The organism is Falcatimonas sp. MSJ-15 (assembly GCF_018918265.1).
GTDB lineage: Bacteria > Bacillota > Clostridia > Lachnospirales > Lachnospiraceae > Falcatimonas.
In genome coordinates, this window is sequence record NZ_JAHLQC010000008.1 from 75,008 (window position 1) to 95,700 (window position 20,693).

General features: G+C 31.9%; 11 protein-coding genes. All 11 read right to left on the reverse strand.

The features are described from left to right. Positions 1 to 130: 130 nt before the first annotated feature. The 11 genes from KQI85_RS07835 to KQI85_RS07885 all read right to left on the reverse strand — a co-directional run bounded on the left by KQI85_RS07835 (position 131) and on the right by KQI85_RS07885 (position 20,522). Entirely contained in the window at positions 131 to 388 is a 258-nt protein-coding gene (locus tag KQI85_RS07835) for a type II toxin-antitoxin system Phd/YefM family antitoxin (RefSeq protein ID WP_216575537.1), read from the reverse strand. Between the two features lie 194 nt (positions 389 to 582). Continuing rightward, on the reverse strand, positions 583 to 1,509 hold the full coding sequence (locus tag KQI85_RS07840; RefSeq protein WP_216575538.1) for a site-specific integrase: 927 nt from the start codon (positions 1,507 to 1,509) through the stop codon (positions 583 to 585). Positions 1,510 to 1,612: 103 nt separating this feature from the next. Continuing rightward, positions 1,613 to 4,594: a type I restriction endonuclease subunit R gene (locus KQI85_RS07845; RefSeq protein WP_216575539.1), complete on the reverse strand. Its 2,982-nt coding sequence runs from the start codon at positions 4,592 to 4,594 to the stop codon at positions 1,613 to 1,615. Positions 4,595 to 4,626: 32 nt separating this feature from the next. Further along, on the reverse strand, positions 4,627 to 5,796 hold the full coding sequence (locus KQI85_RS16540) for a restriction endonuclease subunit S (RefSeq protein WP_253293790.1): 1,170 nt from the start codon (positions 5,794 to 5,796) through the stop codon (positions 4,627 to 4,629). 4 nt (positions 5,797 to 5,800) lie between these two features. Continuing rightward, positions 5,801 to 7,399, reverse strand: coding sequence for a type I restriction-modification system subunit M (locus tag KQI85_RS07855; RefSeq protein ID WP_216575540.1), 1,599 nt, complete (start codon positions 7,397 to 7,399; stop codon positions 5,801 to 5,803). A gap of 1 nt (position 7,400) precedes the next feature. Then, positions 7,401 to 7,631, reverse strand: coding sequence for a helix-turn-helix transcriptional regulator (locus KQI85_RS07860; protein WP_216575541.1), 231 nt, complete (start codon positions 7,629 to 7,631; stop codon positions 7,401 to 7,403). A gap of 597 nt (positions 7,632 to 8,228) precedes the next feature. After that, positions 8,229 to 8,540, reverse strand: a complete 312-nt coding sequence (locus KQI85_RS07865) for a type II toxin-antitoxin system Phd/YefM family antitoxin (RefSeq protein ID WP_253293791.1) — start codon at positions 8,538 to 8,540, stop codon at positions 8,229 to 8,231. A gap of 107 nt (positions 8,541 to 8,647) precedes the next feature. Further along, complete coding sequence (locus KQI85_RS07870; RefSeq protein WP_216575543.1) at positions 8,648 to 12,043, reverse strand: AAA family ATPase; 3,396 nt, start codon at positions 12,041 to 12,043, stop codon at positions 8,648 to 8,650. Between the two features lie 6 nt (positions 12,044 to 12,049). Further along, the gene (locus KQI85_RS07875) at positions 12,050 to 15,223 is read right to left on the reverse strand and encodes a sacsin N-terminal ATP-binding-like domain-containing protein (RefSeq protein WP_216575544.1); all 3,174 of its coding nucleotides are present in this window, start codon (positions 15,221 to 15,223) and stop codon (positions 12,050 to 12,052) included. A gap of 32 nt (positions 15,224 to 15,255) precedes the next feature. Then, positions 15,256 to 18,327: a DEAD/DEAH box helicase gene (locus KQI85_RS07880; RefSeq protein WP_216575545.1), complete on the reverse strand. Its 3,072-nt coding sequence runs from the start codon at positions 18,325 to 18,327 to the stop codon at positions 15,256 to 15,258. Positions 18,328 to 18,935: 608 nt separating this feature from the next. Then, positions 18,936 to 20,522, reverse strand: a complete 1,587-nt coding sequence (locus tag KQI85_RS07885) for a DUF2828 family protein (RefSeq protein WP_216575546.1) — start codon at positions 20,520 to 20,522, stop codon at positions 18,936 to 18,938. Between the last annotated feature and the right edge of the window lie 171 nt (positions 20,523 to 20,693).

Sequence of the window (20,693 nt, forward strand, 5' to 3'; positions counted from 1 at the left end):
GGTGTTTAGTGTTATATACATCTGTTCGCTAAATCCTTGTTTTACGAATAGATAGAACTATTTGAAGTGGAAAACGTCATAATATCAAAAACCTGATGCCAATTTAATGCACCAGGTTTCTAATATAGAATTATTTTTCATAAGCCTCCAATTCTCCAATAGTCTTACTAACAAAACCACCTGCCTCAGCTTCAGCCATAGATTTGTCTAGCATAGCAAGATAATCAGCATTTCTTTTGGCTTTCATAATCTCATTGTATTCACGTTCAGACATCATAATTATGTTTTCGTTTTTAGGTCTTGAAATAATTAATGTTTCTCCCTTAAAAACCTTATCGCATAATGATTTAAAATTTTCTCTTACATCCATACTCTTTACTGCCAACATTTTTAACACCTCGTTTCATGCAAAAAATCGTATGCTTTTTCGTACTTTTATTATATGATATCAGTACTCTCATGTCAATCTTACACTTATATGTTCCATAAATTTCCTGTAATGTTGGATTTACATCAATCATCATTGGTACGGCTTATTCTTGATTTTAAAATTCTCAGCGTAAGAACTTAAAACTTTTTATATTACAATCCTGATAATGTTCTCATAACCAAATCCACATCTTTATTCTCAAGTTCCTGAATGATATGCAGATATGTCTTTTGGGTTGTTGTCATACTTGCATGACCTAGTCTGCGTGCTACGCTTGCAATTGATACTCCTGCAAATAATAATAAAGATGCATGTGTATGACGGAGTCCATGGATTGATATCTCAGATATTCCACAGGCTTTGCAATGTCTTGTAAGTACATCATTAACAGTTGAATTGTATATCTTTTTATCATTAACAAAGATTGGCTTATCCTCAGGCATTCCTTTTATAAGTTCAGAGAATTTGACTACAATCTGCCAATCAATCTGAATCTTGCGCACTGAAGACTTGTTTTTGGTTGGTAAGAAACCACCTTCACCTTTATAATCCCATGTCTTACTGATGGATAACGTCTGCCTTGCAAAATCAAAATCTCCCGGTGTTATGGCTAGTGCTTCTGAGAATCTCATTCCAGTCTTTGCTACTAATAATATAAACCAATCCCAACTAGGCTCTTCGCAAAGCTCAAGATGCGCAATTAATGTATGAAGTTCAAATTGATTAAGGTACTTAATCTTCTTAGCTCTTGGTGTCTTTCCTTTTATAATAGCTTTTCTTGTGGGATCACGTTCTAACAGACCTTCATCAACAGCATCAAGAATTGCTCCTTTTAGCTGATGATGAAAATCAAGTGTTGTCTGCCTTTCATGCTCCTTGGCATAATCATTTAATAACTGCTGATATGATGTTCGGGTTAATTGTGAAATTTTTAACTCAGGTGCAAGTCTCTCAAGCCATCGCTGTGTCATAAGGTACTTAGACATTGTAGCATCTCTTATAGCACCTTTTTTATACACATCAACCCATTGTCTGTAATACTCACTAAATAACAAAGTATCATCTATATTATTATACATATACAAACCTCCAAATCCTATAATTCTTACGCTGAGGTTCATATATTGTAACGGACATTTATTTTACAATCAAAGACTTAGTCATAAATATTGTAATGGTCATTTATCTTATAATCAAAGGCTTAACCTCTTCTTCAAGAGTCTTTTTTAACTCTTCCATCAATATCTTATAATATTTGAATTTTGGAAGTGCTTTTTCCTGCTGTGTCTTATAAGTTGTATAATCAACATTAGATTTTATCGCACTTTCGTTAGGAATCTCACCATTTCTATAATGTGTCGCTGCATACATTACATCATCTTTTGATGCATACCAGTTAATACAAAAATCAGTAATGACTTTTTCAATACTCTCATTCTTCATATTCTCAACAATATTAAGGATTGACTGACCTTTATATACATTACTGTCAGATTCAATGTTATTAATAAGTTCAGTCATAATATCAGCTACTTTTGGATTATCCTTACGAAGTTCATCAATATATTGCTTAACTTCATACATTCTACGCTCTCGCTCTTGTGGAGTAATCTCCTCTTCCTCATCATCAGGTGTAACAATATTCTGAATGAGATTAATTATATACTCATAGTCAATCTTGATATTACTATAAGCCATAAGTTCATATTCCGGATCAATAGCTCCATTATCTGTTGACTCTGAATCACCATCTCCACTAGGATTTTCATCTCGAATTTCTTCCATTACATTAAGATAATGACCGGCATAATTGTCATATTCTTCTTCTGTGATATTATAATCAGCTAACATACTCTCATCATAACGTGTAAAAGACTTAAGCTGTGAGAACAGTCTGTCAAAATGCTGGAATGTCTTAACAAAAACTTTTTTCTCAGAAAGAGACATCTGCTTAATAACATCTGGTGTATTAGCTATTCCTCGCAAAGCTGCAAGTGCTCTACGGAATTCCTCTTCTATCGCATCCCATTCAGATACAATAGAACTATTCGTACCACCTGCTGAATATAATTTTATTGCATTATCAACACTTTGTTTAAATAACATAGGTGCTTGAAATGTTACTACTTGTCCCTCTGTTTTGGCTGTGTCAAATATACGATTGGTTCTTGAAAATGCCTGAATAAGATCATGTGGTCCCATAGGCTGTCTGTCAATAAATATCGTAGACATACAAGGTGCATCAAAACCTGTTAATAATCTGTCAACTACAATAACAAGGTCAAGCTGTTCGTGTCGGCTCTTATACATAGGATCTTTTCTTGCAAGTCGCTTATTAAGATTATCATTATATGTCTGAATTCTTGACATATCATAATTCTTATCAAACATACTATTATAGTCATTAAGAGACTCTTCCATCTTCTCTTTATTAACTTGCCCACCTTCGCTATTCTCTGCTACAGAATATGTAATAGCAAACTTTGGAAAATCCGGAAGAACTTTTTTAATCTTCTCATCAATCTTAAGAGAAGTCTCGCCATTCTTTACTTTTTTCAATAATTCATAATATCTCTGCGCCATCTGAATAGAACTTGTCGTAAGAAGTCCTTCATAAGTCATTCCCTTACCATTCTGAAAACCAAGTTTGTTATATGACTTATTAAGAATAATATCAAGTACCTTTAACATATGCGATTCGCTCTCATATATGCTGGTATCTGTCTCGTCCTCAACATCTTTAGGACCATTATGTTCGACCTGAAATCCTAATACAGCTTTATCATGAATAGCATTCTGAATAGTGTATTTGTGAAGCAGATTACCATATAATTCTTCTGTTGTACGTGGAAGATCACCAAGTTGGGCATAAGGATTCTCGGAAAATCTTGGTGTTCCTGTGAATCCAAACCATAGTGAATTGTTAAAAAATTGCTCTAATTCTCTCTTAGTCGCCGGTGTTACTGCTCTGTGACATTCATCAACTATAAATCCTATCTTAAGATTCTTAATCCTGTTATATTCAGGTGTTCCTTCTACTAATCGATTATCTATTAATCGCTGTAATTTCTGAATAGTAGTTACGATAACAGTTCTGTCGAGTGATTTTAATCTGTCTCTTAGTTCATTAACGTTATTAGTCTCATCTACTGTGATAACATCATTATTAGCATAAGCCTGAAAAGCCATAGTTGTCTGAGTATCAAGATCTTTTCTATCTATCAAAAAGATTGTCTTATCAATAGATGGAATATCCATTAATAGGTTTCTAGTAGCTTTATAAGAAGTCAATGTCTTACCTGAACCTGTTGTATGCCATACAAAACCTGATCTGCCAGTCTTAGACGCATCTCTGATTGCTTCAATTGCATGTATCTGATATGGACGAAGTAATATAAGTCTCTTAGCATTCTTATCAAGTACAGTATATCTTGCTATCATCTCATGCGCTTCAGGAATGCGAAGAACATTCTTGGCAAATTCAAGATAATCTGTAACCGGATTATTATCCTTATCTAACCAACAACTCATAAACTTTGGATTAAGTTCTGTATCACTTGCAGCGGAAAAATATCTTGTATCAACTCCATTACTAATTACGAACATCTGAACAGCAGAGAATATTCCGGTAAACTTACCTTCACCAATATATTTTTTAATCTGCCTAAAAGCATCCATATAGGAATGTTTTTTATTCTTAAGTTCAATATGAATCATTGGAAGTCCGTTGATTAAAAGTGTAACATCAAATCTTCTATTTCTAACATTATTCTTGTCATCATCATCGGATTTGAGTGCACTATATTGATTGATTACTTCATATACACTACTTCCACCTGCGATATGCTCATGATTCATTACAACAAGGTGAATCTTCTCTGTATCTCTCTGCACATGAACCTGTACTTTACCATTCTCACCTACAAGCCATTCACCAGCCTTATAAAATGAAGAAAACTGTAACTGGTTCTTAACCTGTTCAAATTCACTATCTGATAAAGGTTCTCCATTTAATCTGTCTTTGTTATTCTGTTCAAGGATATATCTAAAATTAGCCCATAGATCTTCCTCTGTCTTTAAATCTTCTCTGTATGTCCATTGAGAATCTCCATAAACTAGTTGCTCTATTAATTTGTTCTCTATCATTTGTTCTAATTCTGGCATGTATCTGTCGTCCTTTCTGTTAAAAAATTCTTTTATGTGTATATAAATGCAATGTGGGCGGGGTGGAGCTTATGATGGTGAAGAGTGATGAGGTGGTCGAGGGTGGAAAAATAAGTCACTATTTTGCTTTGCTCCATCTTTGTCGGAAATGGCACAACTAGATTTCGTATCTCCTCATTATGGATATGAACAACTGATTTTCCCTGTGCTTTTTTTGCTAGTTCTCGTTGTGAATTTCCATTAGATATCGAAATAGCTAAAAACGCAGAATTAATGTCTTCGTTTGGCATCACAACATTCAAATCTCCACCAAGCAAAATTCCTGATTTATCAACAGTTGCAGCTCTTGCAATATCTTCTGCTGTTTCACCTGACGCAGGCACAATAACTTCTCCACCTTTGCTATATACAGAACCATCTTTTGCTTCCACAAAAGTGTCAACATCCGAAATGCTAGTTTCATATTTCGTATATAATCTTCCGTACAGAATAATCGGCATTCCAAACTCAATCAAATCACCTTTGGAATATCCACTTCCTTTGCTGAATTCCGCAACATCTCCCAACTTACGCTGTTCCCAAGTAGAAACATTCACCTCTCTAAAAAATGTATACTTACACTGGTGAAGAGTGATGAGGTGGTCGAGGTTTCTAAAATACTGCCCGATTTTTATCTGTTCCTCATTTTGTGGCATATATAATTGTATTGATTTCAACTCTGTTTTATTAAACTTTGGTTGTCCACTTGAACCTACATTTTCAAATAATTGTTTTTGGAAGGTCAGATTATTAAGTGTGGTAAAAGCAAAATAAGTATCTTCATTTGCCTTCAATAAAATAGCATTTGGACCCAAAACATTATTATCATAAGGTAAACCGGAAGGCTCTAAAAAATAGACTTCACCTATGTTTGCACCAATATTAGGTAGAACAATACACTCATCGTTTAAATTAACTCTCCACAAATACTTAAATGCACTTTCGTCAACATAAACAGAATCGTTATTAGTAAATTTCTTTTTTAAATCTACTGTTCTTACCAGTTGTGCATATCCTGGTTCATTAAGATAAGTAACATTATTTCTAATATCTTCAAATGAACCCGCAGCTACATAGTCTGTCACTGTATCCATAACATCTTCTAACTTACGCTGTTCCCAATCTTCAGTATACCCATTAAATCTAATCTTTGGCTTTTTCATTTTTTCACCCCTCAATCATCTTTATAAAGCTATTTAATGATGCTACTATGTTCTCATCATCTGATGTCAGATCTTTTAGAAGTGATACTAGTTCACTCTGTGTCTTGGCTATCTCTGTATCTGTGTTCTGCATATCTGTTAAAAGTGCGTTAATATCTATCTCTTCTTCCTGTTCAAAGTTATCAACGTATCTTGGAATATTCAGATTAAAATCATTTTTCTCTATATCTTCAAAGCTTGCAAGATAAGCTTCTTTTTCTACTGTTTCACGTTTAGTATACAATTCAAGAACAGAATCTATATGTTCATCTGTCATTGCATTTTGCTTTTTACCTTTTTCAAATTTCTGTGATGCATCAATGAATAACACATCTCTGCCATCTCTATGTTTCTTAAGTACAAGGATACATGTTGGGATTGATGTATTATAGAATAAGTTTGCAGGAAGTCCGATAACAGCATAGATATTACCGGAGCGAAGTAATTTTTCTCTAATCTTACCTTCTGCAGCTCCTCTGAATAATACTCCATGTGGTAATACGATTGCCATTGTTCCGTTGTTCTTAAGATGATACAGTCCATGAAGAAGAAATGCATAATCAGCTTTGGATTTTGGTGCTAATACTCCATAGTCACTAAAACGTTCGTCCTGTAAGAAACCGGCTGCAGCACTCCATTTTGCTGAATATGGTGGATTCATAAGTACCATATTGAAGTCAGTATCTTCTCCTGTTGGCCAGTCTCCATCGAGTGTATCGCCATTACGAAGTTTTTGGCAATCAGGACTTATTCCATGTAGGAACATATTCATACGGGCAAGATTATATGTTGAAGTCATTAATTCCTGTCCATAGTATCTGATATTCTCAGGTGATGTTGCATATTTTTTGGCATTAAGAAGTAATGAACCTGATCCCATACATGGATCGTATACTGATAATCCTATTTTAGTCTCCTGTCCTGCTATTGCTATCTTAGTTAATATCTTTGATACAGCTTGTGGTGTATAGAATTCTCCTGCTTTTTTACCTGTCTCAGAAGCAAATTGACCGATTAAGTATTCGTATGCATTACCAAGTACATCTGCATCTGAATTTAGCAGATCAGCTTTATCTATTTCTTTTATAAGGCTTGATATAGTATCACTCTGTTTCTGATCGCCTGTACCAAGTCTGTTAGAATATAGATCAATGTCTGTAAAAAGATCTACAAATAGTGGATCGCTTTGTTCTATATTATTGAATGCTTTCTTTAGATTCTCTCGACTGAATGAATTGTTGCGTGCTGCTTCTGCAAAGCATGTATAAGTATACTCTGGTTCTATTACATAATGGCAACTACTCTGTAATTCTTCTTTGAGTTCCTCTGCACTTTCGTCCTGTAATGCTTCTTTATATGCATCTAATGCTATCTTTAATGTCTCCGGTTTTTCATCAAATAACAGATCATATACTTTTATTAGAAAAGAATCTGATAAGTATTTGTAGAATACTATTCCTAGTAAATAGTCCTTATATTCATTAGCGTCCATCTTTGAACGAAGTATGTCCGCTCCGCTCCATAGTACACTTATTAAGTCTTTACTGTTCTCTAATTCTGCCATCTCATTCTTCCTCCGTTTTTCTCTCAATCTCAACAATGTTATCAATGCTACAATTTAATGCTATGCATATTCTTACAAGCACATTCATGGCAACGTATTCATTATTTACCATTTTTGCCATTGTGCTTCTTGATATTGATGTGACTTTTCTAAGTTCAGATTTCGTCATATCCTTGTCTATCAGCATCTTCCACAATGGTTTATAGTTAATCTTAGCCCGTTTATCTGACATATCATTTCCTCCGTATTGGTATCACTATTACTCAATTGCATCGATAGGATTATTATACTATGATTATGTCGTAATCGCAATCGGAATGTTTGAGAAGTCGTACATCTGATGATTGTTTTGAATTATTGCCATTTTTGTATTAATATTCAAATTTATTCCAGTTTTTATGATCCAATATCTACTGTATCTTTTCTTGTCGTGTTCAAATTCATCTAAACTCAATAAGATATACATGAAGTTATTATATAAGCAAAAAACACCTAAACCATTGGCTTAGATGTTGTCTTTTGTGTTTTGAAATATATCAACGAGTGACTGCACCACTATCTTCCTTTCGTATCTCCAACGGAGCTTTTCTGCTACATAAAAGAAAAACGCCTGGGCTGTTAGGCTCAGGCTTAACTTTTCTTTTTTGAATTGCAATTCTGGGAGCAGTCCTATGATAATTCCATAGGCAGAGACGACCTTTGAATTTCTATTGCCCGCAAAGTCGGGACGGGTAGCTCCTCTCTATCGCCGCAAAAGCACTAAAGCTTTTCATTACTTATAATTTAACACCAAATCAGGCATTGTCAACCGACTTTTCAATATTCCATGTCATTCGATGTCTACATCCTCCGCATTCAAAAGTTCAGATTCACTAATTTCTAATTCTTTCATAACAGAATTAAAAGTTGAAGTTTTCTCGTTAGTCTCCATACGTTTATTAGTTTCTAATAAGAGATAATAATCTTCTACTATCTCTGTTAAGCGTGTATACTCATCTGGTGATAATATGATTGCTGATGGTTGATTGTTTTTTAAAACAACTAATTCTTTTTCAGAATGAAGTCTATCAAATATCTTAGCAGCTTGACCTTTATTAAACTGTGAAATTGGAACAAGGCTTTGCAAAATATGTGTTGCCATACCCAATACCTCCATCTATTTATTTTACTTATATTATATGTAAAATAAATAGATAAATAAAGATTATATGTAATTTTTCTGTTATATTTTCATTACAATTCTCCACTCTATTCATCAATAACAATAATTAGTTCTGACAAAGCTCTAGTATACGCAATATACTTTTCGCTTTTACTCATTTTGTTAACGAAGACAAATACTTTATCAAATTCTATTCCTTTTACCTCATCAACATACATGTATGAAATAACCTCTTTATCAATAGTATCCTTAATTGCATTGCGTATATTATCTGGCAATATTTCTAATTCAAGAGATGGTTTTTTGTAAACTTTTCTTGAAAATAATATAGCAACTCGCTCATTACTAATATCCAGAAGTGAGAGTTCTTTTTCAAGCTCTCGCTTAGGTATTTCTCTAACTTTAGCACCATCAACGCCGGTTTGTTTAACATCCATTGCAAAACTTTGATTGCAAAATCGAGTAATCTGATTAGTATTTCTGTAATTTTCATTAAGATAATACATTTTTGCAGAAAGTTCTGAGACAAGTTTATCCCACGAAGTTATCCCACGATCTGTTTTAATAAGCTGATTAGTATCTCCAAATATATTATAAATAACATCTTTCTGGTTAAGTACTCTAATCAACTTATATTCGTTATAAGATATATCTTGCCCTTCATCAAAGCATATAAATGAGGAAGTTCCTATTGATTTGCCAAAATATTTAATGCAAAACCATAATGCTGCATATAGTTCGTATCTATGCATACCAGCAGGCAATTTTAGTCTATTCTTGCTTCTAAATTCTTTAGTAGCTAATTCAAAAACCTTTTTGAATATATCTAAATCAGAACTTTCGGCTAACTTACCTTTAATATAATTATATGCAGTATATATTTTTTCTGAATATTTCTCACTATTAGCTTTTTCTAATGCTGCAGTTGCTTTGTCGATTTTTAAATCAACCTCTTGCATTTTTTGTGTTAATTGCTCAAGTTCTTGATTTTCAGCTTCTGCTTTAGTTCCTTCACTTTGCTGTACTTCAATAATTCTATTTTCAATATTTGTTTTTATGGTTAGCAAACTTTCAAGTTTATTTTGGGCATCCGTAATCTTTTGCATATTTTTTTGAATTAGTACTGCAAATCTAGTATATCGCAGCTTTAATTCTCGAATCCAATCAGCTTGTGAAGTGGCATTTATTTTTGATAACTTATTGTTCGCATCACTATATGTCATTTTTAATATAGAACCTATACGAATTTGTTGATCAACAATTTTGTTATAAGCCTTGTCTAATTGTACAAGAAAATCATCTGAATAAATATAATCAACAAATTTTTGGCTGACAACCATTTCGGTGCGTAATTTTCGAAAAGCAACAAAATCAGATGAATATTGGTTAAGCATGTCTATATAATATTCTTCTACAGATAATCTTTCAATATTTCCAATTTGCAAACTATCAGCCAGATTTTTTATATGTAAATTGAATTGTTTACTTGGTGTCAAAATTAAAGCATTATTAAAGTCAAAACTTGGATGATTGTATTTCAAAGTATACAATCGATGCAACATTACCATAGTTTTACCTGAGCCTGCACATCCTTGAACAATGATATTTCTACTTATAGATTCATCTACAATACTATTTTGGTTCTCTTGAATAGTGATAAAAATGTCAACTAATTCATGCTGTCTTTTTCTTTGATTTAAAACACGAATTAGAAATGGATCCGTAATTCCTGAACGGAATACAGCATCTTCATCTGTTTTTACATTTCTATATCCATACAAATATGCTCTTTCTATTTCGAATTCTCTTAAAAGTGTTACATCGTATTGTAAACCATCTTTTATATAATGCATAGTTCTAGTATTAACTAGCGCTCTAGCCATATCATTAGCCATAGACATTACTTTTCTTTCTCCATCAATTTCAATATCCTTACTTCCAATGTAATATGTTTCAGTTTTGTTGTTGAAGGTAATATCAACACGATATCTATATGCAGGCTCATCAATAATGTTTAGATTTTCTAACAATGGTTCAAATTTTCGTTTACTATATTCTTTTTTCCATTGCAATGCAGATATCTCATCATAGTCAGATGCAGTAGCTGTTTGTTCAACATAATCTTGATGGTTTCTTATTTTTTCTGATTCTAAATCTACTAAATGTTTAAGGTTGTCTAAATGATTTTTCTCAATATTATACACTTCACCAGAAGTAATTAAATATTCATCATCATCTATATATCTAATAACATCAAATTCTGGACGTCCACATGCATATAAAGTATTGTAATCTTCCTCATCCATATAAAATTTTTGGCATTGACTGCAATATCCAAGAAGTGATATATAATATTGCTTCTTTCCTATTTTTTTATCATTTACAGCATAAACAGCTTCTACCTGTTCTGTATCATGACCATCAAGACTACAATAAGTCGAATCAGATACTACAACAGTATCCTTTTCGTCTAATCTATATGCATCATCATTTACTTTTGTGTAAGGAAATTCACTTTTTTCGCCTTCCTCAATTATATAATGTGGAATGACTTCTTCCTTATTTTTTTTATTTGAATTTACTTTTGGTCGTATACTTTCTATCTTAGGACCAAGTTCACCCTGTTCTTTGCATTTATCATCAATATCAAGTGCAACTGTTCTTCTTACAAGTAGCTTATTACATATACTACAAGTAAAACCATTAAAAGGTATTTTAAAGTCACTTCCAACAAATACATATGGATATGAAGTTAAACATACATTATGTATCGGACATTGTGGATTTTCTTCTATCCATACATCTGGTACATATAAAGTATCATTATTAGTAATCTCAATTGCATTCATTTGACTTTCTAAGTATCTTTGAGATTCTTCTAATGTATAGAATTTATATTCAATCGCATATTTTTTGAATTTTTGAGCATAACTTTCTGACTTGCTTTTTTCCAAAAAAAGTCTATGACAATCAGCACACCAATAAGCCTGACAGCCATACGATGCTTTTCCATGCGTACCATTAACAGTATAATTTAATTGTAATTTTTCTAATGGTCTGCGATGCAGTTTACATTCTAATTGTCCATCTGGAACTGTTAATGCATGTACCGGCGTTAAGGAAGTATTTCTAATGTCGTTTTCGTCTTTATCTGCATACAGATTATCATAAATATCACTTTGAATTGTTTCATTAATAATATCTTTAATATTCTGCATATCAGGTGCTTCATTACCTTGTTTTTTTATGTTATTTTGAAGAACAACAGTTTCTTTTTGATTATTATCTTTATTTTTAAGCTCTGTATTAATGTTATGTTGAGTATATGAGTATTCTAGTACTAGTGCCAATTCTGGACGTAATTCAACAATACTTTTCTTTTCGTCATCAGATAATCCATCAAAATAATTTCGAAATTCTTCTGAAATATTATTAACATCCATATCTTCTATATCCTTTTGAGTGTAAAGTATTAATGCCATCTATAATCACTCCTCATTAGCAAATATTTCAAAGGCCTTTTTTAATGCAAGAAAATGTCTCGGACTATAAATAATGTTCCTAGGCTTACCAATAGGCATCTCAATAGATATTCTAATTGGTTCTTCTGAATCAGGCTCTACATTAGTTTTCATTACCTGTTCATAAATGGTCGATATTTTTTTAGAACAATAATTATACTCCGCTGCACAATTCGGACATAATGAGAGTGAATTCCAGCCAAAGCTCATACTATTAGCAAGTTTATCATATAATTCATGTGGCTTTATGATATTTATTGCTTCAAAATACATTTCACCATTCCACTTACGAATGCTCTTTTGACATATTTGACATATGCCACCATATTCACTCTGTAGAAAAGTTTTCTCTTCTTTATTACAGTTTATTCGTGTATATGATAATCCTCTTGCCATTCTTGGTTTTTCATTAATAGACTTTTCAAATTCTCCTGCAAGTGCTTCTTCTCTTTTATCTAAAGCCTTTTTTGAAATTGGTGATATATTGATTTCTTTTGTTTCCGAATTTTCATCACCAATTTGCTCCTTATCACCATGTTCATATCGTCCTTTTAATCCACCCTTTTTATTCTCCTTTGCAGCTATCTTAGCATCACTTTTTGCCTTGTACTTGATAAGCTTCATCATTTCTGCTGGTTGTTCCATAAAGCGCTTTATCAAATCAATATCACCTTTATCTACATAAACAGTTCTAAGCCATTCATCCAAAGCATTATTCATTTCTTTAAATGTAAGTGAATTAATTAATCTTTGTGCTGGTTCATAGCCACTTATAATATCTTTTTTTTCTATATCAACAGGTCTTTGTGGTTCTGGATTCCCATTAACATATATCCACTTTTCAAAGCATAGTATTAGCCCTAACATGGAATATGCGGTTATGCTATCTACACTGTTACCATTAAAGTTTGGATTATTTGCACCAATTAAATCACCTTGAATATCAAACTTTTGAATATTAGCATTTACAAATTTAGCTATATTTTTAGATTTCTGTGGTGTCATATTACAAAAAACATCTGGAAATCCTTCAAAATTGAATGCCCAATCCCATTTTGTGGATATGTAATATTTTTGTAGTACTTTCATATCAATTTCTTTGGCAGCATTTTCATCGATATATGTTGATACTGCATCAAGGTACCTTTCTTTTGAGACATGCACAATCTTTAATCCCAATGAACAGCCAATCTTTCTGAAAAAATCTTCATCAAGTTTTATATTCAATACATTATCATAAAAATAATGTTCAGATAAAAATTTTATGTGTAATATATCTTTTATCAGTGCGTATCCTGTTCTGATCAAATCAAGACTTTTAATATATAAACTGCATGGTTTATACCAATCTTTTCCATCCGTAACAATGTACCTATTAGATACTTGTTCAATAATTTTAGGATTTATTGTGATAGCATCCTTAATTGTTTTCAAATCATTGATATTTTCTCTAATAGGATCATTAGTTTTGAACATAACATTTTTTGTCATATATTTTGGCAATATGCTATCTATAACTTCTCGCTCAACATCATAAAGAGGTATATTAAGTGCACGTTCATAGAATCCTTTTATATTAGTGTTATCTAAAAATTCTTTGGAAATTTTAGATTCACATTGTTCAGGATTATTTAAATAAACCTGTAACTTATCATTTTTTCTAGCACATATATGTTTACCATTAGTAAGTCTTACAAAAGGGATTTTTGATACATCAATATAATTACTTGAATATGTAACTCTCTTTATACAAAAAGTTTCAATATTGCATACTAGAGATTCTATCCAATTTATATCTTTCTTTTCAAGAAAAGATGCTGTCATTCTAAGAATAAGATGTCTCCACTCGTAAGTATTAAATATAAAGTTTGTATCTAAAAAGTTTTTAAATGAAACATATTCTCTTGATTGAATTTCTTTTGATATCCAAAAGAGATTTCTATTACCAGTTAGTTCCTTTAAATCATCATCTGTAAAAATGCTAGTAATTCCCATATTACCTGGTAGGCATATTTGATCTATATTCTTATAAATACCTGGTATGTTAGTAGGTAATAATGGTTCTCCGCCTTTAATAAGTTCAATACTATTTTTATAAATTGAATACAATATATTCGTCTTCTCATATTCGTAAATAGGATAGACTCTATTCAAGTTGGAAAATGATAAATAACCATTATCTCTAAGCCATATAAATGCTAATCTTATCAGTTTACAGATATTGTTAATGAGTATAACATTATTACGTCCAAAATCTTCACCCTGTAAGATTTCATTTCTGGCAGGATTAGTATCAAATGGGGCATGAATGTAAAAATTTTGATGAGATTCTATTGCCATTGGAAAGAAAGCATAAACTTTATTATTTTTAATTGCTTGTATCTCCTTTCCATTTATCTTAAAGACAATAGCTGTTGCCTTATCTTGTGCATCTGTAAAATATAAGAAATTGCTCTCTGATTCAATTTTTTTGTGATTTAATTTATTCTCATATATCGTTAATAAATTAATCGCAAATACATTCTTAGACTTATTGATTGAGCCTTTCTCCTTATTAATTATAATAATATTAGGATTGCCATCAATATTAATTTCAATATCTGTTACTGAATTCAGCATCATTATACTCTCTGCAGTTATCTTATTAGTAAGCGCTTCGCTTATTTCTTTATACGCAACATTCTTAGATACAGAGGTCTTATTGAATGGTAAGCTCAAACAAGTTTCATTATCTGTTACCTCTTTTAATTTACTGATTTCATAAGGATTTAGATATTCAACGATTTTAAAGCAAAAATCGCCTGAATAAATCTCAGGTGTTGAAGTGTATCCATATACCGCTTTAAATCCAATTCCAAAGTGACCAATTCGTGTTCCATCTTCTTTAGTGCCATCAGCAATACCACAAACACCATTGATATCATTTTCATTAAATAAACGACCATTATGATATATAACTAATCTATCTTCCAAAAGATGAAATCGAACATATGTAGCTCCAGCATCTTCTGCATTCTGTAATACTTCATAAATAAAATGTGTGCGATCACTATATTGATTAATGATAATTGGTATGTAATTTGACACTCTTGTTCCATATTTAACTATATTATCATTTCTAACTTGTTCATAAAAATCCATTTAAAACACCCCTTGTTTACATTTTACCATTATTACATAACGTCTTCATTGACTGGTGAGATAATCAATACTCCATAAGCTAATAATTCAAAAAGAATATCTGCTTTTTCTCTAGCTTGTTCTAATTCTCTCATATGGATTTGATAATCTTCATTCGCCCTTCGTATTTTACCTTCTGTAAGTAGTTTGTAAGTATCATTTCTACTATTCTTTAATTGTTCTTCAAGTGTTGCAATACGAGCGTTATGACTTGTCTTTAGGCTGCTTTCCTTATATAGTATTATCTCTTCAGTGCGTTTTTTATGCTCAGTAAGTGAATCTGTCCAAATATTGTGATGCATATTCTCAACTTTCTCCCAATTACTTGAATTAAGTTCAAAGTCAACATCTATGTTATAACTTTGTTTTAACAACTCTAATAAAACTTTATTTAATGAAGAGTTCGCAGATACTGTCTTCATTTGTAAATCTTCACGTTCACCAGATAACTTCCATTGATATATAGCAAAAGGATATTCACCTGGCTCAAACATATTGGTTTTAACCTTTAAAAAACTTACTATTTTACCTTTACATTTAAGATATTGAGCTGCTTGCTTAACTAACGGATGTGTAATTGATAATAGTGTTACACCAGGAGCATTCATGCTACAATCACTATTAAAGGTTATAGGCAGATGCTGTTCACCAGATTCTAGCCATTTTCTCCAATTTCTATTAATTTCATTTCGTCCTAATTTTGCTCTTTTAAAATCTTCTAATAATGTAAGTCTGGCATTTTGTGACAACCTAAGTGTTTTTAATTCTTTTTCACCTAATATGTATTCTTTGTTATCTTTTAGTATTTCTCTAAGATAAATGGTCACTAAGTTTTGAATATTATCAGCACTTAACCAAAAGTTTGTAGCTTGACGTAGTTCGGAATCGAATGCTGTTTGTGGCATATGTACTCCAAATAAATCTCGCTGTTTTTCTTCCAATCTTTCCTGTTCCTTGATGAACCTAATCTTGTTATCTGTCATTTGTTGAAGTTTTTCTTGCCTTTCTTCATCTGTTAATTCTAAGTTTCCTACGATTTTTCTTATCTCATCAGTAACATCACCAAGAATATCTTCACAATCGCCTATAGAACTGTGAAAAACACCTATTCGCATTAAACATCTGTTATAGATATCTGCATCCACAGTTCCTGGGGTTATAAGATTATATATAGCAACACTTTCGCTCTTTTGACCATTACGATCAATTCGGCCAATTCTCTGTTCAACACGCATAGGATTCCATGGTAAATCATAATTAACCATACAATCACAAAATTGATAATCCAAACCCTCACAACCGATTTCCGAAAATAGTAAAATATCAATAGCATTTTTATCTAGTACAGATGTATCATCAGGATTAAATCGTTTTCTAAGTGTTCTTCTATCTTCATCAGATACACCACCATGTATTAATCCTACTCGATACCCTTTATCAATAAGTTTTTGATACAAATAACTAAGTGTATGTCTAAAGCTACTAAAAATCATTATTTTATTACTTTTAGTTACTTGATTTTTTTTATCAATAATCTTCATTAATGCATCCAATTTTGGATCTTTTTCCGGTAAATTCTCAGCCATTTTAATAATCGCTTCAATCTGAGTCTTAATACAAGTAGCGTCTTTATCTTTATCTAACATATTTCCATTAAATTCATCATCATCAATTAGTTCATATACATGTTTATATAAGATTTCTCTAAGTAGAGGTACTAATCCAAATAAACAACTTGCTGTCTGTCTTCTTATGGTTGTCATCATAAATTTTGTATTTTCAGTGCAATGAATCGACGAAAGAATATTGTGAATAATAGTCAAAATACTATCATGTAGTATCTTTTGCTCATTAGTAAAATCTACTGTAACTGTAATAGGTTTACGCAATGTAAATTCACCTATATCTCTTCGTCTTGTTCTACTGATTATATTGGAAAAAGTATGTAAATTTTCAATATTATTAATTAACTCTACTCTTTGCTCAATACTAATGCTATCTTGAGATAGTGCAGTTAAAATATCTTGAATAACAGGATTGTGCTTAAATACTTTTTGCCCCCATGACGTATCACATGCAAGATAGAGCTGTTCTATTGTGTTCCTTTTCCAATCACCTTTTTGTGAACGTACTTGTACAGAAGCTGCGTTAATATATTTATTTGGTTCTGCCATATCATAAAATGTATTTCTATCAATAATTAAATCTGGACGCAATAAATTGAGCAATACAAATAAATCGTCTTGTGCTAGCTGTACTGGTGTCGCAGAAAGAAATAATACAGCTTCCGCCGAATCAACAAACTGCTCTACTGCCTTATAGGCATATGTTGCTGTGTTTCGAATATGATGTGCTTCATCTACTATAACAAGGTCAAATTTGGGTGGTTCAACATCCATAAGACCTAATCTTACATTTTTTCCATTTCTATTACCTAATACATTTCCTTCATCAAAAAGTGAATATGGAATTATACACTTTTTATATTTATCTGGCCATTCTCCCTCAATATCCATTTCTTTAATACAATAGCGAAAGATATTTCCATCTAATGAAACAAATTCTTCGTCAAATCGCTTCATTTCGTTTTCCCATTTTCTTTCCGAAACAAGTGGACGAGGACAGATGATCAGAATAGATTCTATATTTCTACGAGCTTCTAACTCTCTGATAATTAAACCGGCTTCAATAGTTTTACCTACACCTACGCCATCAGCGATTAACAATCTAGGTCTATCTGACTTAATGAATTTTAGAACTGGACGAAATTGATGAGGAATAAAGTCTATTTTGGCTGAATTAAGAGAATATAAACTTGATATAGTCGGATTGCGAATCAAAGATGCAGTCAATCCTGCATGGAATCTATATGCATCAACTTTTTCTAACTCAGTTTGAATAATTTCAGATTGTAATTGTGATTCATAATATACTTGTATTCCTAAAGTATTTGTAAATATTTGATAACTAACTTCATTAGCTCTATCAATTATGCTAACAACAGCACCTTTTATTGAATTATCCGATTTTAAAACAACTACTTGTCCTTGACTAAAAATAGCCATATTAAAGTCCTCCTAACCTTAATAGTACTACTATGTACTATTTGTCATGTTAATATATGTGCTAATATCGGCATAATATCGATATATATTGATTCAATTATATTTGATATTACATTTAAAATGTCTATGAAGTAATTATGTTACAATTACAATGTTTCGGCAACTATACACTTATAGAGATTCCTATTACTACTTTCTTTCATTAGTTGAATAATGTTACTATTAGAGATTATAATATATGCTATCAATTAAAAACAGGACTCTAAATTTTTTTGCAGTAAACTGCGTAAATTTTCCAAAATCAAAAGTTTGTGCAGTAAACTGCAGAAACTTTTTAAAATCCGAAGTTTTTGCAATCTACTGCACAAATTGGTAAAATTGATAATGCTGAAATAGATTTTATTGCAACAAAACCAGATGATAAAATCTATATTCAGGTTACTGAGTCAATGATAAGTGAAGGTGTTAGAAAGTATAAAATCTTTAAATTTAATTAACTGGTTAATAGATGAATAATATTTTGTATATGAGATGAGAAGCCCACCAAGTGCGCTTCTCATCTCATATCTTTTCCAATATATTTTAATTACAATTCTCCACCCTATTAATCAATAATATCTTACCTTCTCTCCCACAACTCTCCTCTCAACAGCATCATATCTCTTAGAATTAATCTGTTTTATCAGACATTTATAAGGATCTAATTCATCTGAGAGTACCATATTATAGACTGCCGGATTGAATCCACTTACAAGAGTAACTCCTGCGTCATTCTCTTTAAGTGGAATTGTCTGTGTTCTTGAGCATACATTCCAGAATATAAGGCGGGGCATCTTATAGCCATATTTTTGGTATTCGTCACTAATTAATTCAAATAAAGTTTTTAACGTACATTTTTTTCCAGAAGTTCTATCATCATCCCAGATATATGTTCCTATAGCTGAATCAAATTCCATGTCAGACACTATCAATACGTTCTTAGGAATTTTGCTTTGTGACAATCTATTATAAACAGCTGTCTGAAGAATGAGTTCAAATACAGCCTGTATATTAGTATTGGTAATATCCTGATATGCGTCACATATCTCAAGCTTATCTCTAAGGCATCTGGCATTAGACATATCTACTATCTGAGGTGTGCTGCTAAATGTAATGAATTTATTATGATACTCTCCCTTGCAATGTTCGGCAAAATATATTGAAAGTGCAGTTGCTACATTAAGTGCTGATATATTAGTATTACCAATCTTCACAGTCATTGAACCGGAGCCATCTCGCACTACAAGAGTTGAACCATCGCCATTAACATAATCAGGAAGTGAATTCCACAGACCTTCAAGAGTATCATCTCTTTCTTTTAACTCATCTTTTCCATAACGATAGAAACTATTATTCTCTTTATAATATTTTGCAACAATATCGCTTGGGAAAAGAGTATCTGCATTAATCTTTACTTCTCCTCTTGTAAGTTTTCCTAAGAATTCTCTCCTTCTATCTTCATCATTTCTTAAAAATGCATTACCATATATCAAATTGGCTCTTGATGGCAGCTTACTATAATCTATATCAGACCACGCATTATCAGCCATCTTAACTTCAACTACGTTAAGATATGCTCTGAGTCTTGATAATATCTTACGATAATCTTTTTCACGAATATCAAGTGCTTCATAGACTATTTTAGCCTTTTTTCTTGTATTAGCTGAACTTGTATTACATGATGGAAGCCATTTTGCAAGAAGTGATATCGGTTTACCATTTTGCATACCATCTATATCTTTCATAAGCTGTTCTCTAATGATAGAGATTACTATCCCTTTGGCTTTGGTATCGAGAAGACACATAAGATCATCATATCGTCCATACTCCGGAACGAGATCTATTATTCGATATGTATAATCAAACTGATTACTTATAAGCCATTTTAAGCATACTCTGAATATTCGCCTCTCTCCCATTCCAACGCCTCTTATATCTCTTAGATAAAAAAGCCATTTAACTGCAAGTAGAGGATTCTCATAATAAGCTTTTACATATTGTTTAAGTATCTGTTCATCAGTCCACTGTCGCATACTTCCAACTGCATAATTCATATCAAGCAGTTCCCTTCCGGAAGTTGCATAACCTACAGCCCCATTTTCTGTATATTGTTTTTGATTTTTCAAATGATTATTTAACATATTTATAAAAGTCATATATACTCACCTCATCATCGTATAAAAAATGAACACGTCCGGCTGTTGGAATCGAACCAACGACAACAGTTCCCTAAAATGATATCAGTGCTGTAAGAACCTTATACAAGATTCCTCTTTTCTGTGCTCTACCTTCTGAGCTAAGCCGGACACGAAGAAGATTTTTTCTTA

Coding starts and splice junctions, on each gene's coding strand:
- KQI85_RS07865 (WP_253293791.1), bottom strand. CDS start 8,540: ATGGCAACACATATTTTGCAAAGCCTTGTTCCAATTTCACAGTTTAAT.
- KQI85_RS07885 (WP_216575546.1), bottom strand. CDS start 20,522: ATGACTTTTATAAATATGTTAAATAATCATTTGAAAAATCAAAAACAA.
- KQI85_RS07835 (WP_216575537.1), bottom strand. CDS start 388: ATGTTGGCAGTAAAGAGTATGGATGTAAGAGAAAATTTTAAATCATTA.
- KQI85_RS07880 (WP_216575545.1), bottom strand. CDS start 18,327: ATGGCTATTTTTAGTCAAGGACAAGTAGTTGTTTTAAAATCGGATAAT.
- KQI85_RS07845 (WP_216575539.1), bottom strand. CDS start 4,594: ATGCCAGAATTAGAACAAATGATAGAGAACAAATTAATAGAGCAACTA.
- KQI85_RS07840 (WP_216575538.1), bottom strand. CDS start 1,509: ATGTATAATAATATAGATGATACTTTGTTATTTAGTGAGTATTACAGA.
- KQI85_RS07860 (WP_216575541.1), bottom strand. CDS start 7,631: ATGTCAGATAAACGGGCTAAGATTAACTATAAACCATTGTGGAAGATG.
- KQI85_RS07870 (WP_216575543.1), bottom strand. CDS start 12,043: ATGGCATTAATACTTTACACTCAAAAGGATATAGAAGATATGGATGTT.
- KQI85_RS16540 (WP_253293790.1), bottom strand. CDS start 5,796: ATGAAAAAGCCAAAGATTAGATTTAATGGGTATACTGAAGATTGGGAA.
- KQI85_RS07855 (WP_216575540.1), bottom strand. CDS start 7,399: ATGGCAGAATTAGAGAACAGTAAAGACTTAATAAGTGTACTATGGAGC.
- KQI85_RS07875 (WP_216575544.1), bottom strand. CDS start 15,223: ATGGATTTTTATGAACAAGTTAGAAATGATAATATAGTTAAATATGGA.